The following is a 16237-nucleotide window of genomic DNA, read 5'->3' on the forward strand; positions in this document are numbered from 1 at the left end:
AGATCAGGTCTGTCAGGGGCTGGCAGTGATGAGTACTTCAGGCCGTGTGCGAAGCAGCAGGGCGGTCTCCGCTTTGGCTGCATCAAGCTGGGCTGCAAGCGCGTCCAGTTGCGTGCTACGGTGTGTACGGCGGGCGTCGAGCAGGTCGGTCAGGGGGATGGCGCCACGCGCGAACGCAAACTCTGCCTGCTTGAGGACGGTCGATGCGCGGGGCGCAATCTGCTCGCGGAACTGCCGGACACGCTCGCGATTGCTACGTGCTTCCGCCGCCAGCCGGTCCTGCTCAATTCGGGCGTCGCGCAGGGTGCGCTCTGCGACGAGCTCGGCTTGCGACAGCTCGGACTGTGCGCGCGAAATTTCGCCCTGATAGTTGTAGCCGAGCGGCAGGGGAATCTGCACGCGCAGTTCGACCAGACGATTGGACACGCCGGGGTAGTGGTCGAAAGAAAGCCCCCAGGTCGGATCAAGCTTGCGCAGGGCGAGGGCGCCGTCAACCGATGCCCGCGCGGCCTCGACGCGTGCCTGCGCAGCCCGCACGTCGCCACGCGCCTGCAATGGCGGTGTCGGCGCAGCTGTTGCGCTGTCGCCACGCGGCTCTGGCAGATTCGGCCAGATGACTGCACTGCTGCGGGCGACGACCAGATCCTGCCGCCGGACAAACGTGCTCAGCGCAAGCTCGGCGCGTTCGAGGTCAACGGTCGCCAATTGCAGGTCGGCTGCGACCCGCTCGCTGTCTATTTCAACGCGCAGCGCATCTTGTGCAGACAAGTCACCAGCATCACGGCGGCGGTTGGCAGCTCTTGCTGCCTCCTGCGCGACTGCTGCCGTATCGCGCATCAGCCGCACCCGTTCGCGCGCGCCGAGCCAGTCGAAATAGAGGCCCTGTGCGACCAGCATCTGCTGCAAGGCGGTCTCTACGGTGTCAGCCCGGGTGGCGGCGAGTGCCCGTTCAGCGGCGCGGGTTCGGTGCAGGCGCTTGTCGCCACGTTCCCAGGTCCAGTCGATCCCGATCGACTTGTCCATCCGCTTGCGCCCCAGCGGATCGCCGGGGCCAAGGCCATTCTGCAAATCGATTTGTGAAAGCTTGCCGGACAGTGTGGGCAACGGGGCGTGGTCGGCGCTTGTCACCTCGGCTTCGGCGCTACGTTCGGCCTGTGCGGATTGGCGAACCTCAAGACCGGAATTCACGGCGCGCAGCACATCCTGCAGGCTGGGTTCGGCAATTGCAGAACCATTGGCAAGCGCAATCAACAGGGCCGGCAGAGACACTACCCCGGCAAATCGACAGTTTCGTACCGCTAACATTGTGTTCACCATGTCAAGGCCGGGAATGTCTCGCGAAGCGCCTGACCGATGCCTGACCCTGTGGCTGGTCCAATGGGTGCCTCGGCAGCGAGCACCCCGATGTGAGAGGTTGTCAGCAGCAAATGCGAATCCTGGTAGTTGAGGACGACGCCGTCCTTCGTAGCGTCATGACCAAGAGCCTGCATGAAGCAGGGCATCGGGTAGACGCCGTACAGCGCCTTGCCGAGGCCGAGCAGCTCTGGCAGTACCAGCCGTTTGACGCCGTGCTGCTTGATCTCAATCTGCCCGATGGCAACGCGCTTGACGGCTTGCGGCGGGCACGCGCGCGCGGCGATCGCACGCCGGTGCTGGTGCTGACTGCGCGTAACCGCACTGACGAGCGAATTGCTGGTCTCGATGCAGGCGCCGACGACTACCTGGGCAAGCCGTTCGACCTGGCCGAGGTCGAGGCGCGGTTGCGGGCGCTGGTGCGCCGATCACAGGGCGGGGCCAACGTCGTTGAATTGGGCCGCCTTCGTTTTGATGGGGTGGCTTCGCGCATTTTCCTGGGCGAGGAGGCGTTCGACTTGCCGGCGCGGGAGTACGAAGTCCTCTGGGAGTTGGCCCATCCACCCGGTCGCGTGGTCAGCAAACGGGCGCTCTCCGACAAGCTGTCGGGGCTTGAGGACTCGTTGGGCGACAACGCACTCGAAGCCTTTGTTTCCCGCCTGCGCCGCAAGCTGGCCGGCACCGGGGCCACCATTCGCACCCTGCGTGGGCTGGGCTACCTGCTGGAGCGGAACGAGTCCGAACCGTGAATAACACGGAGGCAGTCATTGCCCCGACGCTTCGGCAGCGTTTGCTGTCGCACGTACTGTTGCCGGTGTTCGTGGTGTGGCTAACCAGTACCGCACTGATCATTGAGATCGCCTACCTCTACACGCAGCGGGCTTTCGATCGCGCTCTGATCGACGATGCCTACGCACTGTCTGCACATGTACGCCAGAGTGGCGAGGGCCTGACGCTGGAGTTGTCAGCACGTGAGCTGGATTCAGTTCTGTTTGACCAGTCGGAGAAAGTCTATTTTGCGGTGGTCGGGATTGACGGACGCGTGCTGGCCAACAACGCGCCATGGCTGGTCTCGCAATCAGCACTGGCGCAACCGGGCGCCACAATTGACACCGGTAGTCCGTACGTCTTGAGCGACCGCTTCCATGAGGGGGAGCCACTGCGATCAGTCGAATTGCTGCTGTCCGAAGGGCGGGCATGGCGCGTCATCCTGGCGCAGACGATAAGGTCGCGGACCAAACTTTTGCAGCAGATGCTGCTTTATGCGGTAGTGCCGGAAGTCCTGCTCTTCACGCTGCTCGGCATCTGGCTGTGGCGGGCGATCGGCAATGATCTCGATCCGATGAACCGGTTGCGGCTCGCGTTGCAATCTCGCGATGTGACCGACCTATCGCCGGTTCCAGTCGATGCGTCTTCGCGTGATGTGGCGCAGGTCGCACAGGCGGTGAACGCGCTGTTCGGGCGGGTGAGTGCCGGTGTCAGCGCGCAGCGTGAGTTCGCCGGTAACGTCGCCCATGAGCTGCGCAATCCGCTCGCGGGTATCCGGGCGCTGGCCGAATACGGGATGCGCCAGGACGACCCCGCCGCCTGGCGTCAGCAACTCGCGGCGATCCTTGAGCGCCAGGCCAGTGCAAGCCATCTGATTGACCAGTTGCTGGCCCTGGCATTTGCCGATGAAGCCCGCGACACCCTTGCGGTCGGGCCGGTGGATATTGGCGGCGTCGTCGAACGTAGCGTGCTCGCTGCCTTGCCGCGTATTGATGCCAATCAGGGCGAAATCGTGGTGCACGGGCTGGATGCTCTGGTGCTGGTCGAGGGCAACGAAGGATTGTTGGCCGCCATGCTGACCAATCTGCTCGACAACGCCGCACGACACGCCCGTCCGCCGTCAGGACAGCGGCTGAGCATCGCAATCGTGGTGGAACGCTCGGTTGACGACGGCGAAGCCGTGACGATTGCGGTTGAAGATAACGGCCTTGGGCTTGACCCTGCAACGCTCGAAGCGCGTACCCGCTGGTCGCGCGGCACCGGCGTGGAGGGGGCGCAGGGCAGCACCGGGCTTGGCCTTGCCATCGTTGCCCGCTATGCGGAACTGCTGGGCAGCAAGCTCACGCTGGCCAACCGGCCAGCGGGCGGGTTGCGGGCTTCAATTCAGTTGCGCCGCGCCGCTTCGGACTCGGTACCAGACTGATTGCGCCGCTCAGTGCGCCGGCGCCGAGCCGTCGGGTGAAGACCCGCCGCGACGGGCGCTACGCACCACGAACCAGATAATGAGGCCGAACAGGATGAGCGGCAGCCCGGTGAGCGTGGCGGCGATTCCGAGGGCGACGGAGGTGGCGGCCAGTGCGAACAGTGTGGCCAGTACGGCGATGATGATGGCCAGCGTGATCGCCGCCCAGGCAATGCCGAACTCCAGCGTTCCGGCAGAGAAAACGTTGTTGAGCTCGACGGCGTGATGACCGAATTGCACCTTGGCGCCATGCGCCGACGGCCAGAGTTGGGCCGCTACCAGCGTCCCGAAGGCGAGGACTGCTGCGACAGCGGCAAGGATGACGATCGACCACATTGCAATGCGGAGCGCGGAGCGGACACCTGGTTTCATGTTGTTTCCCCAAACGACGATGGCTGGATTGTCAGCCGGCTCCCTGCGCTCCGACACAGCCAGGCGATTGTTTGCGGGTGAAACGGACGAAATGCGGGCGGGCAGTGCAATTGGCGACCGTGGGGCTGTCAACCGGCCGCGACAAATGCCGTTAGTTCCGCTACATTGCCCGCGACACCAAAATTCGTGGTTGGCGCCGCGCGAGTGGCGTGCAACCGGATATTCATCGTTACCCACCTGGAGAGGAGTCACCGAATGAAACGCATCATCACCGCCATGCTGGCTGCTGCCGTGCTGGCAAGCCCGCTGTACGCACTGGACGACAAGCAGGCCAAGAAGGATGTCGCTGCAGCGACCAAGGCACCGGAAAAGGCCCCGGCCCTGATGGACATCAATACTGCAACTGCCAAGCAACTGGCGACGCTCGATGGCATTGGCGATGCACGCTCGGCCGCGATCGTGAAGGGTCGCCCCTACAAGGGCAAGGATGAACTGGTCGAGAAGAAGATCATCCCGCAGGATGTCTACGACAAGATCAAGGACAAAATCATCGCCAAGCAGGCGCCTGAAAAGAAGAAATAGCCAGCCACGACGGGGTGATCTCGTTTTTCGTGCTATTTGTGGCGCTTCATCCTTTGGGGCCAAGAATTGGGCGACGGAACTGGGAGATTTCCGTTCGCTGAGTGTCGAGTGACGACATCGCGCATGCACTTCGATGCCGCGACGTCTGGCAAAGGTCGATCCGCAGGGGGCGAAACGGTCGGGTTGGCGTGTGCCGTCAAAACCGCAAAAAGTGAGGCTTCCCGGCACGGCCTGAGTAGTGATCGGATACGCGCCGACTTAGGCTGCCGGTCGATCTCGACTGTTTGACACTCGCCGACGGATCTCCAGATAACCCGTGTACCCTGGCCGTATATCGCTCAGTCGGTGAAGAGCGCGCCCAACTCCGAAGCGACCAATCCTAGCAGCTCCTTCGAGCTATCGAGATTGTTGACATCGCAGTAAGCCAACGTCACCAAAGTCAGCGGATGCACTTTGAGCACGGTGGCGAGCTCATCAATTTTCGTGAGGGTCGGATTGCGCACAGCGCGTTCAACACTACTGACGTAGGTGCGGCTTGACACGAGCGCAAAATCCTCTTGCGTAAGGCCACGCGCGTTGCGTACGGCTTTCAACGCCGAGTGCAAGTTGTTGCGCGCAGATTTGCTTGACGGCATCCACCAATTAGCTTTGAACGCCTTCTATAGGGCTACAATCTATAGTGTTCAGAAGTAGTGCCATGTTTCGTACGTCTACCAGCGATCAACATCCAATAACAAGTCTCGTATCGCATAGGGGTGTCGCTTACTGGACGCTCGTCGAGGTCACCATGCAGGTGCCATGGTTCCTCGTTCAGATCATGCACCCGGGCGACGATCGAGACGTTGAGCACGAGCCAAAGAAGAGCTTCATCGTGCCTGAAGAACGGGTGTTGGATCTCGTTCGATTGCAGAACGTCCCGCGCCTCTGGATCGAGTCAATTTCGATCATCTCTCCCGGATACATGAACGGCAGTGCCGGTTGGCAAATGAATCCGCTGGCCGCGATCTGGACAGCATCGGAGCCTGACGAACCCTCGCATGAAGCGACGCTGTACGAGCTTGACGACGGGCGGCGCTATGTGCAGTCGGCGTTCGGAACCGCGCTGAAGAGTCTCGTGCAACCGGTGCTCGTCGCCGATTTCCGCCCACGGCGCGCCGCCGCCTAGACGAGGCCGGTAACGGCGAACCTCACACCAAGCAGGGTTGCCGACGGGATAGAAGTCATCCCGCGCTCACGGCGGAGGTCCCGCGCCGCGCTCTTGATACAAGGGTTCGGCTGAATATCAGCCAGACGCGTCGGGCGCGCGCGAACCGTGGCGACGCCGCTGATAGCTGGAACCACGAATCGATAATCGCTGCCTTTACGTTGATGCGCCTTCGATGGCAGACTTTGAACTCCACGCGGAAATGCGATCCGCTAGCTTCAACGCGTGAGCGCACCGCTGCGTGCCACTGAATATTCCTCCGGAGATATGGTGAGCGAACCTGCCCCAAAGCCCCCTTCACAGCCCAACGTCACCCTGAAGTGCATCGAGCTCTGCAGATTTCGCCGACTGGTAAATGCACGGATTGAGGTTGACCGCACAACTACCGTATTGGTTGGTGCCAACAATAGTGGGAAGACCTCAGCTCTCGAGGCGATACGAAACTTCCTGTTGGCAGGTCAGCACTTTGGGGCGTTCGACTTGAGCCTGGAGCACTGGCCCGCGCTCAATTCACTCGGCGTGGCTTGGGAGGCGTTGACCGAAGACCCCGCCTCGGCGGCTGCGGACATTGCGAAGTGGGAGGGACAACTCAAAACGGTCTTGTCGTGCATGCCTACGCTCGACTTGTGGTTTGAGGCTCAAATGGGTGCGTATGGCGTTGTTGCCCCCTTCATCACTTCGCTGAAGTGGACGGGAGGTGCGATCGGTGTCCGCCTCCGGCTTGAACCCGCGTCCACCGTCGAAGACCTGCAACGGTTAGCGTGGCGGTATCGTGAAGCGCGCGATCCGGTCAAGGCGCTCGACAAGAAGGCCCATGCGTGGCCGGTCGACCTCATCGACTATTGGCTACGGCATCCGGCTGACCTCAGCGGTGTCTCGGTCTACAAGCTCGATCCAGCCCAGGGGCCGCTCACTACGCCGCCTGCCACGGCGCCGCAGGCACTATCGGCGCAGTCGCGGCCGGTCGAACGGTCGAAGCTGTCCAAGCTCCTGCATGTGGATTTCGTTGCGGCGCAACGAGGACTTGGCGCGGAAGAGTCCGGCGCCGTCCCGAAGGCCGGCTCGCAGCGCGTCGGAATGTTCTCCAATCAACTGCTGAAGTACGCCAGGCAGCATCTGAACGTCGCCACCAGCGGTCAGGGAAATCAACCTGAGCTTGTGAGCGCCATCGCCAAGGCTCAAGTCGAGCTCGACGTGCGCATCAAAACCGCGTTGACACCGTCGATTGAGCACGTGAAGAAGCTCGGCTATCCGAGCCTTCATGATCCGCAAGAGATTCACTTCCGGACACGCATCCAGACGGGAGACTTGCTCGACCATAGCACCGCAGTGCAGTACCGACTCGATGACGTTCAGAACGACGTCTACCTGCCCGAGTATTCCATCGGCCTGGGCTACCAAAATCTCCAGTCACTCAGCTACCAGCTGGTCGCATTTCGTGATGCTCGTCTAAAGCCACCGGAGGGCAGTCCTTCCGCCGTGCATCTTGTGTTGGTCGAAGAGCCTGAGGCCCATCTACACGTCCAAGTTCAGCGCGTTTTTCCGCAACGTGCGAGCGAGCTAGTTCGTCCGTCTGCTGCAGAGCACGCGCATCTAGGCGGGCAACTCATCATCAGCACACATGCGAGTCATCTGGCCCATGCGGTGAACTTCGACCAACTGCGCTACGTGCGTCGAATCCGCGCTGCGGCGGGCGCCATGCCAAGCTCTGACGTCATCAACCTCGCGACCGTGTTTGGAAATGACGTCGACACGCGCATGTTCGCAGAGCGGTACTTCCGCGTGCAACATACCGACCTGCTGTTTGCGGATGCTGCGATCTTCGTAGAAGGTGCCGCTGAGCGGATGCTCGTGCCTTTGTTCGTCGAACTCGAGTTCAAGGCACTGGACTCGCGCTATCTCTCTTTCCTGGAGCTAGGTGGGCGTCACGCCCAGCGCCTGCGTCCTCTGGTCGAACGGCTCGGTATCCCGACGGTTGTCATCACCGACATCGACCCGATGAAGACGACGACGAGCGCCGATGGAAAGACCAAGTCCACAGCAGCCTCTGCGATCGATGACCCGAAGCTGCTCCACTGCGGGAACGATACGTTGCTAGGCTGGCATCCCAAGCTCAAGGAATTGCCCCTGCTAGCGGAACCGTCGGACAAGGAACACACCTGGGACGGTGGCAACGGTGGGCGCGTTCGGTTCGCCTGGCAAGTGCCGATCTCCAAGCCGGGCCCATGGCCGAGTTCCTTTGAGGACAGTTTGATTTTGACGAACCTGACGTGGTTCAAAGCGCTCGGTGCGTCGCAAGCCAGTAAACCCGCGCCCGGTACACCGGCGCCGCCACAGGCGGTCGGATCGTTGGGGAAGGCTGTCGCGACGGTCCTCGCGCACTCCGACGCGACGCAACTTTGCGCAGCGTTGCACGCCATGCTGCGAAAGGACGGCTTTAGCAAAGCGGAATTTGCCACTACGCTGTTTGAGCAGATCAGTTTGGGCGAAAAGGTAAAGTGCCCTGACTACATTGCGAATGCACTTGCGTGGCTTGAAAAGGAACTGGCGCCACCCGCGAAGCCGCCCGCGCCGTCGAGTCCGAGTGTGGTCGCGGCGGCGGCGGCAGCGGTACCTGCGGCATGACCGTCGTTCCCGACATGGATGAAAACGAACGCGACGCAGGTGTTGTCGACGAAATAATCGACTTCGTCGCCAGCACGCCGCCGAAGAGCTTCTTTCTCTTTGCCGGCGCCGGTTCCGGCAAGACGCGCACGTTGGTAGCAGCGCTTCGTGTACTCACCGGTGTTGAGCCTCGCGCCCCTGCGCCCGGAGCGGCTCGAGATGAAAACGAACCGAGCGTTCGGTTCGCGCGGAAGCTGCGGGCGCGAGCACAGACTATTCGAGTCATCACCTTTACCAAGAACGCCGCGTTGGTCGTCACCGGGAGACTCGGGCTCAATGACCTGACGCGGGTGGCCACCATTCACTCCTTTTGCTGGGAGTTAATCGCAGGTTTCAACGACGACATTCGCGAGGCGCTGCTCGCGTTGAATGCAGAGGCCCTGGCGAAAGCGCGCGCGGCCGCTGACGCTCGCACGCGGGGGCCGACAGCAAGAGACAACGAAACGATTGCCGAACTGCAGGCCAAAGCGGCATCGATCGAAAAGACGCCGGAGTTCACGTACAGCCCAGACCGCAAACGTCACGGCGACGGCGCGTTAAACCACTCTCAGGTGTTGAGCGTTACCTCTTGGGCTCTGCGAAACAGACCTACGCTGCGCCAGATTCTGCGAGACCAGCATCCCGTGATTCTGATTGATGAGTCACAGGACACCATGAAAAACGTACTGGATGCCTTGCTGGAGGTCGTGGCCGAGGATCCGTCGCGCTTGATGCTAGGGTTGCTCGGGGATCACAGACAGCGAATCTACATGGATGGCCATGCTGACCTCGCAAGCGTGGTGCCGTCAAAGTGGGAAACGCCGAAGCTGCAGATGAATCATCGGAGTCAGCGCCGCATCGTAGATTTGATCAACGATATCTGGGACTCGGAGCTGCAGGGGCGAACACAGTCGAACCAGGCGGTAAGGCAGCACCCTCGCAAGGAGAAGTCCGGCGGGACCGTTCGCCTCTTTATTGGCGACGCGAAGGCGACGCCGGACGAGAAGTTGCAACGGGAGCACCTCTGCGAGGCGGCGATGGAAGCGGCGACGGGCGTAGCGGCATGGCGGGCGGGTGATCCGGGGCACCACACACTTGCGCTTGAGCACCGGCTGGTGGCACGGCGGGGCGATTTTCTTGACGCCTTTGATGCGTTGTCGCTTCTGGATCCGGAAGCGGTTCGACCGGATGCGGGCGGCGAGGCAACGGGGCCTGCCGCTGTGCAAATCCTGCTGCGTGAAATGATCGACTTGGCCATGTGTGTGGACGAACATGGAATTGCTGCCGACTTCCTTGTCACCGAAGTGATGCACCGCTACGGTCGACTCGTCGAGATGCCCGAGGATGGGGAGACTCGATCGCAACTGCTGAACGGCTATCAACGCGCTATCGACGAATTTGCTGCGCTGTGCGGCAAGCCGGGAGTCACCGTTCGGGAGATCCTTGCCCCGATTCTCAGGTTTGGCGTGTTCGAAGCCGACAAGCGATTGCGAGACGCGTACGACGTCACCGCACCACCCCCCGAGGCGCCGAAGCCGCGGCAACCGGAGCTTGTGGAGAATCGAATAGCCCGGGGTTGGCACGGCCTGTTCTTGTGCCCATGGGTGCAGCTACGCCGTTTCAAGGCGTACCTCGCCGGCGAGTCGTCGCTCGCCACCCACCAGGTGGTCAAGGGCTCCGAATTTGAGCACGTGATGGTTGTGATGGACGATGAGGATGCTGGGGGCTTCCTGTTTGCGTACGACCGCCTGTTCGGGGCGCCGCCGGGCGACTCGGATATCAGCAACGCGGGCGCGAACAAGGAGACCTCGATCGATCGGACGCTGAGACTTCTCTACGTGACCTGCAGCCGTGCGAAAGAGAGCTTGGCTTTGGTCCTGTGGGCCCGCGACGCCGATCAGGCGCTTGCGTACGCGAGCAACAGCAAATGGTTTCTGCCCGGGGAAGTTCTGTCCATGCCTGAATAGGCGGACCTGACGAGACGGCGCGCATCTACGAGACACGCTGCCACTGCAGAGTACGGAACGGATGTTCGAGGAACTACCATAGCGATACCTCGCACGGGGGGCACCTTGCCGCCGAGGGGGAGCGATGGGAGACGGTCTATGTCCACCTACCAGCGACGTTTCGTCGGCGCCGAGCTGCTTCCGCGTCACCTGTCCGAGTTCGACGTCGAGCAGTTCTTTCGGCTGCTGCCGGACGACGTTTTGGCCATCCGCGATCGTTTTCGTGCGGATCGGCGCCTGGGGCCAGCACTGCAACTTGTCTTCCTGCGTGCAAGCGGCCGGCCGCTTGATCGGTTCGCTGCGGTGCCAAAACACCTGTTGCGTCACCTCTTTACCGAGCTCGGTCTCGCTGCGATCAACATCGCATCGCTTCGTACGCTCTACGTGCGGCGCGAAACCCTTTACGACCACCAGAAGTGGGCTCGCGAGCATGCTCAGCTCGACGTTGCGGACGACGCCGCGACTGCTGAGATCAAAAGCGCGTTGGACGAGTTTGCCCGAGATGCGGCGTCCGTCGACGAATTGGTCGGCTACGCGATGAACTGGCTCTACGACCGGCGTTTGCTGATACCCGCAGATCGTGTGATGCGCGATTGGTGCCGTCAGTCGTACGCAAGCATTGAGCACGCGGCGTTGAAAATTGTGAAGGCCGCGATTCCAAAAGGACAACTCGCTTTCCTGAGCCAGACGATGTACGAGGAGCGCGGCGAAACCACCGTGCTTGAATGGCTCAAGTCGCCCATCGGCCGGCATGGGCCGACCACCCTGACCGACGCGACCGAAAAAATTGTCTACTTGAAGTCGCTGCATGCGCACGAGTGGAAGCTCGACGGCATCACCGTGGCCCGGCAACGCGCTTACGCCCAGTCACTGAGCGCGCGGCCGCCCTCGGCGTCCAAACGGCGCAAGGACGACGCGCAAGCACTGGAGGTCGTGAGCTTCCTGAGAGTTACGCTGCTTGAATTGACGGACAGCACGCTTTACGTCGCCTCGAGGCGAATCAGCGATCTGGTGCGTCGCGCAACGAACAAGACGCAGGCGATCCGCCTGAAGACCGGCAGTCAGTACCGCGAGCAGTTGGTCAGTATCAAGTCGATCATCAGCGGCGAGGATCTGACAGCGCAGCAAAAGCTGGTGGCGATTGACGCGCTGGTGTCCGCTGACATTGAGGCGGCTGAAGCGAGCCAGGCCGCGATGACCCGGCAAGTCCTCGTGGAGGAGCCGGTCGGCGTGCGCGCGCTGCTGAAGTCGATGGCAGATCTTGAGATTCGTGGGCACGATCAGGACCGCGAACTGAAGCAGTTGCAGGAGTTACGGCAGCTGCACGACTGCAAGATGCATGAGTTGCCGACAGACTTTGACAATTCGATCGTGGATCGACGGTGGTTACCCCTTATCGAGTGCAACGATCGCGCGCGCGCAATGCGCGCATTCGAGGCTTGCACCATGCTGTCGGTGCGCAAGGGACTCCGCTCAGGCCGGCTGTGGATCGACCATAGTTTCAGTTTCAAGGATCGCGAGCAGATGTTGATCCCGGAGGCGGAGTGGGCTCGCACGCGGATCCACTATGCCAGTCTGCTCAAGGTTCCATTGAGCGCCGAGGAATATTTGAAGCCGCTGCTCGCCAACATCGAAGCGGGTCTGGCGAGCGTGGCCGAAGCCCGGGAACTCGGGAAGCTCGATATTGATGACAACGGCGACCTGCATCTTCCAGCGCTGGAGGCGTTGCCGGACGAACCGGGCGCACGGCGCACGCGCGACGCAATCTCAACGGCGATCGGCGCGGTTCAATTGCCCGATCTGCTCCTTCAGGCTGACGCGGACGTCAACTTCAGCGAAACGCTGCTCGGTAGAAAGGCAAGCAGCGTCGACGAACTCATCGCGCTCTATGGCGGCATGATTGCACACGGCACCGAGAACGACGCCAAGGGGGTCGCGGCCATGATCCCGCAGCTGCAGCCCAGTCAGATCACGGCCGCCATGCGCACGCTCGAAGCGCCCGGTCGACTCCGCCGCGCAAATGAGCGCGTGGTGGAATTCCAGCGGCAGATTCCGATCGCAGCGCTCTGGGGTCAGGGGGACAAAGCCTCAGCCGACATGATGGCGCTTGACGCCTCTCGCCACCTGTACAACGCGCGCGTCGATCCCCGGCGCCGCACGTTCGGCGCCGGCATCTACACGCACGTACTGGATCGCTACGGCGTGATCTACGATCAACCGATTGTGCTCAACGAACGCCAAGGGGGTGCGGCGGTGGAAGGCGTCGAACGGCACAATCAAAGTGGCGAGGATCGCGTCCGCCTTTCGCTACTGGAGGGTCGGCCGGGAATCGTGCGAAATCCTCAAAAAAAACGCTTAGCCGATTGTTCTAAAACAAAAAGTCACTTGGCTGATGCAAAGGCCGGTTTTCACCGGCCTGTCCTCTTCAACTGAGGCTTAGGCTCCGCAAGCCAGCGCCTTGTTGGCACTGACAAAAACACTGTCAGACTTAGTTTTGTACTCGGCACTCGGCGTTCCATTGTGAGTTTTGCACATTGGAGCGATGAAATTGAGCTTCCGAAGCGATTCGTCCTTCATGTTTGGCAAAATGACATGCGCCCCTACCTCAGCGTGGGACTCACATCCTTGCACATGACATTTCGGTGTCGTGGAAGCCTTCGCAAATTTCTTCCAATGGCCCAGCCAGGAGCCACAACTGCAATTCTTGCCAGAGGTTCCATTCAGATTTTTCATCGTGATGGAGCCACTTCCGGTCAGCGTTTTACTCATGAACATCTCCCTAAAATGACCACGCACGCGCATGGCAACCCATGATATTGGGATTCCCTCCACAAAATTCAACGGTCATTCAGTTGGCTTACCCGATTCAACCTCCAGAATTCGGAACCCCTCATCCAGGGCTTCGGCCTTGCGTCGAAAATCCAGCACGTAATCGCCGAAACGATTGATGTGCTCCAGCCGGTATGGCGCCAAGCCAGCCAAGACTTCCTGATTGATCACAGCCCCTTCTGCCTGGAGTTGTTTCAGAACGCGGCTCATCCCCACCACGTTGTGCAAGATGACCAGGTTGGCGACCAGATGGTTGTATTTGATGATCTTGCGCTGCTCATGGCGCAGGTTTTCGGCAATCACCCCTTCTCCGCCAAAGAACAGCTTTTTCTCGAAACCGTTGAATTGCTCCGACTTGTTGGTTTCCGCGTGGATGAGTCGGCGCAGTTCGACGTCGCCAACATATTTCAGCAGGAACATGGTTCGGATCACCTTGCCGAGTTCCTTGAAGGCGAAATACAGCTTGTTCTTTCGGCTGTAGGTGCCCAGGCGACGCAGAATAGCCGAGGCCGAAATCTTCCCGAGCTTGATGGATACCGCCACCCGCAACATGTCCGGCAGATGGGTCTCGATCATCTGCCAGTTGATGTCGTCACTGAACAGCCGGTCGATATGCGTGAATTTCTTGTTGCTGTCGGGACGGTGGAAGACCAGATCCTTGATGCCACGGATGCGCGGCATCAGCTTGATACCCAAGAGGTGGGAAAGCGCAAACACCGTGTAGCTCTGGGCCTGGGTATCGCCGTGGATGGTGTCTGGTCGGATATCCGAAGTGTTGGTCATCAGCCCATCAAGGATGTGGGTGCCCTCGTAGGTGCCGCAGGAAATGAAGTGGCTAAACAGCGCGATGAACTTGTCGGAGACATGGTAATAGCCGATGCCGCCATAACCACCATAGCGGATGTGATGTTCGGAAATCAGGTTCTGCTCGTAGAGGTTCCATTTTGTGCCGTCGGCCGAGGCATGCTTGCCTGATCCCCAGTAGCCGGGCAATTCAAACTTGTTGTAGGCATTGATGACCTTGACGATGGCTTTTTCCAGCACCTCTTCTGTCACGTACTTGATGTTGAGCCACGCGATCTGCTTGCGGCTCATGCCCCGAATCGATCGTGCTGTCTGGGTCGGCCCGAGATTGCAGCCATAACAGAACAAGGTGCTGATGACCCGCGGGCGCAATTCCTCGATTCGGCTTTCGGTGCCCATCAAGGGTCGGAAGAGCTTGTGCAATTGCAGCCAGCGCTCAGTATCGATCAGTACGTCGACGATACTGATGTTCTCCATGTGCTCGGTGATCAACTGGTCGATCGCCTTGATGCCGGGCGGCGGTTCGCTAGTGGGCGGTTTTTTCAGGATCAGCCGGCCATCGACAATTTCGGCATAAGCATTTTCAGGAAATTCGGCATCGACCGCCTCGGCCGTCTCCAGCAAAGCCGCTTTCAAGGTCTCGGTGAAGGCTCTGGAATCGGTTTCGACTCCAGTGACCTCGCCATACTGCGCCAATTCGCGATTCAGGGTGTCGTCGTCAACCAGTTGCTCCCGGTAATCGTCGTAACGCTCGCCATGCTGGATGAACAGGTCACCCGATTTGAGTTCATCGCGGATCGCATACAGGACCGCGAGTTCGAAGTAACGGCGGTTGATGGCAACGACCTGACCGTCGGCGCGCTCGGTGATGACCAGTTTCCGCCACGTTGTGGGCAGCCACAGAAAATCTTCGTCGGCATTCAGCCCAACCAAGGATAGCGGAACGATTTCATGCCGGGTGCCGCGTAGCACCTGAAGTGCTTTCATCATCCGCATTAAGGTGTCGTCTTCGCTACTGCTCTGCGGATTGACGATTTCGATGCAGTTCAACAACTGGGCGCGAACCATCTTGTAGGGTTGGATGAGGAATGGCAGGTGATTGCGTCCGGCGTAGGCCATGTGCTCATCGCAGATGGCTACCAGGTCGTCGACCTCGGCGATCAGGCTGCCACCGATGGCTTCCACCCGTTGATGATCCGTCCCGTCGATTTGGTAGGCCAGCAACATCTCTTTTAACTGGCCGATCAGTCGATCGGTTCGCTGCAGGTGTTCCTGCTGGTATTCGCCCAGTTTGTTGCGCGCCTGATTGTCCAGGTTTTGAAGCATGCGGACGAACAGGTCGGCCGCATCGTCGAGCGTCTGGGCAAATTGCGAGCGGATGTAGATGACGGCCAGCGCATAGCGCTTCTGGGGCTTCAGTTCCGCCATTTCTGTCGCATCCAGCGAACGGGCGATGTAGCGGTACTGCTTGAGCTTCGGAACGGGGATGTCGGGCGTTGGCAGTTGGTCAACCAGCAACTGAAGCCGGCGGATGTGCTGAAGGTAGGAACGGGTTTCCTTGTTGGTCGGTTTTTTCGGTTCCCGTTTGAGCAGGTTCCAGGTGCTGCTGCTCTCGCCTGACTTGACCTTAAACAGGCCGTCAACCAAAGCTTTCACCTTGGTATCAAGCTGGTCGGCAATGCTCGCAAAATGGACATCATGAATCTTTTCCCGGGCCTGGATGCCCAACCGATCGAGCGTGGAGAAACCGGGCAACTCGTAGCGATGATGGACCAGTTCTTCAAGCATCACGTTGATGATGTCGGCTACCACATGCCGGCTGTCTGCGGCGGTTTCTGCCACGTGCCGCAACCAGGCGCGTCCCTGATCGTCCAGCGGACGAACATTCAGGTAGCGTCGCAAGGCAGTAATCAAGGTGGTGCGCGCCGTCGTTCGGTCGAACTGCCGAAGCTCATCGCTCCTAGCCGGCCGATACCCCGTTTGGGCCACAATGTGCTGGCGTATCACCGACGGGACATCCCTGATGTGGACGAAGTACCCAAGACGCTGAAACAGCTTCAGGTAGATGAATGCTGCCGAGCGGGCAATGGGACGCTTGACGGTTTTGTCAATGAACGCGATTTCATCGGGGGTCAGGGTATAAATCTCGTCGAGATCCTGTGCCGATGGGTCTGCCTTCAGGCGTGGGTACGCGGTCTCGTGAAGTTGGGTCAT

12 protein-coding genes are annotated in these 16237 nt (G+C 60.4%); 7 read left to right on the plus strand and 5 right to left on the minus strand.

The annotated features are described in order from the left end of the window. Positions 1 to 12 precede the first annotated feature (12 nt). Positions 13 to 1269: a TolC family protein gene (locus FKL89_RS10390; RefSeq protein ID WP_162527486.1), complete on the minus strand. Its 1257-nt coding sequence runs from the start codon at positions 1267 to 1269 to the stop codon at positions 13 to 15. Between the two features lie 158 nt (positions 1270 to 1427). Here FKL89_RS10390 and FKL89_RS10395 point away from each other — a divergent pair, with 158 nt between their 5' ends. Next, positions 1428 to 2102: a response regulator transcription factor gene (locus FKL89_RS10395; RefSeq protein WP_156862690.1), complete on the plus strand. Its 675-nt coding sequence runs from the start codon at positions 1428 to 1430 to the stop codon at positions 2100 to 2102. Then, positions 2099 to 3544 carry a sensor histidine kinase gene (locus FKL89_RS10400; RefSeq protein ID WP_156862691.1) on the plus strand — a complete coding sequence of 482 codons (1446 nt, stop codon included), beginning with the start codon at positions 2099 to 2101 and terminating at the stop codon, positions 3542 to 3544. The genes FKL89_RS10395 and FKL89_RS10400 overlap by 4 nt, the downstream gene beginning before the upstream one ends. 9 nt (positions 3545 to 3553) lie before the next feature. On the opposite strand, the gene FKL89_RS10405 is transcribed toward FKL89_RS10400, so the two are convergent. Continuing rightward, on the minus strand, positions 3554 to 3955 hold the full coding sequence (locus FKL89_RS10405; RefSeq protein ID WP_156862692.1) for a hypothetical protein: 402 nt from the start codon (positions 3953 to 3955) through the stop codon (positions 3554 to 3556). A 255-nt stretch (positions 3956 to 4210) separates the two neighbouring features. On the opposite strand from FKL89_RS10405, the gene FKL89_RS10410 reads away from it, so the two are divergent. Beyond that, the gene (locus tag FKL89_RS10410) at positions 4211 to 4537 is read left to right on the plus strand and encodes a ComEA family DNA-binding protein (RefSeq protein WP_156862693.1); all 327 of its coding nucleotides are present in this window, start codon (positions 4211 to 4213) and stop codon (positions 4535 to 4537) included. 338 nt (positions 4538 to 4875) lie between these two features. Here FKL89_RS10410 and FKL89_RS10415 read toward each other — a convergent pair whose 3' ends face one another. Continuing rightward, a complete protein-coding gene (locus FKL89_RS10415) occupies positions 4876 to 5172 on the minus strand; it encodes a helix-turn-helix domain-containing protein (RefSeq protein ID WP_156862694.1) in 297 nt (98 codons plus the stop codon). A 62-nt stretch (positions 5173 to 5234) separates the two neighbouring features. On the opposite strand from FKL89_RS10415, the gene FKL89_RS10420 reads away from it, so the two are divergent. The 4 genes from FKL89_RS10420 to FKL89_RS10435 all read left to right on the plus strand — a co-directional run bounded on the left by FKL89_RS10420 (position 5235) and on the right by FKL89_RS10435 (position 12823). After that, positions 5235 to 5702: a hypothetical protein gene (locus FKL89_RS10420; RefSeq protein ID WP_156862695.1), complete on the plus strand. Its 468-nt coding sequence runs from the start codon at positions 5235 to 5237 to the stop codon at positions 5700 to 5702. A 264-nt stretch (positions 5703 to 5966) separates the two neighbouring features. Next, entirely contained in the window at positions 5967 to 8366 is a 2400-nt protein-coding gene (locus tag FKL89_RS10425; RefSeq protein WP_337774367.1) for an AAA family ATPase, read from the plus strand. Beyond that, the gene (locus FKL89_RS10430) at positions 8363 to 10351 is read left to right on the plus strand and encodes a UvrD-helicase domain-containing protein (RefSeq protein ID WP_156862696.1); all 1989 of its coding nucleotides are present in this window, start codon (positions 8363 to 8365) and stop codon (positions 10349 to 10351) included. The genes FKL89_RS10425 and FKL89_RS10430 overlap by 4 nt, the downstream gene beginning before the upstream one ends. Before the next feature lie 138 nt (positions 10352 to 10489). Continuing rightward, on the plus strand, positions 10490 to 12823 hold the full coding sequence (locus FKL89_RS10435; RefSeq protein WP_156862697.1) for a Tn3 family transposase: 2334 nt from the start codon (positions 10490 to 10492) through the stop codon (positions 12821 to 12823). A 3-nt stretch (positions 12824 to 12826) separates the two neighbouring features. Here FKL89_RS10435 and FKL89_RS10440 read toward each other — a convergent pair whose 3' ends face one another. After that, on the minus strand, positions 12827 to 13159 hold the full coding sequence (locus tag FKL89_RS10440; protein WP_139235525.1) for a hypothetical protein: 333 nt from the start codon (positions 13157 to 13159) through the stop codon (positions 12827 to 12829). Between the two features lie 75 nt (positions 13160 to 13234). Then, positions 13235 to 16237: a Tn3 family transposase gene (locus FKL89_RS10445; RefSeq protein ID WP_054257790.1), complete on the minus strand. Its 3003-nt coding sequence runs from the start codon at positions 16235 to 16237 to the stop codon at positions 13235 to 13237.

The sequence above is a fragment of the Casimicrobium huifangae genome (genome assembly GCF_009746125.1).
Taxonomy (GTDB): Bacteria; Pseudomonadota; Gammaproteobacteria; order Burkholderiales; family Casimicrobiaceae; genus Casimicrobium; species Casimicrobium huifangae.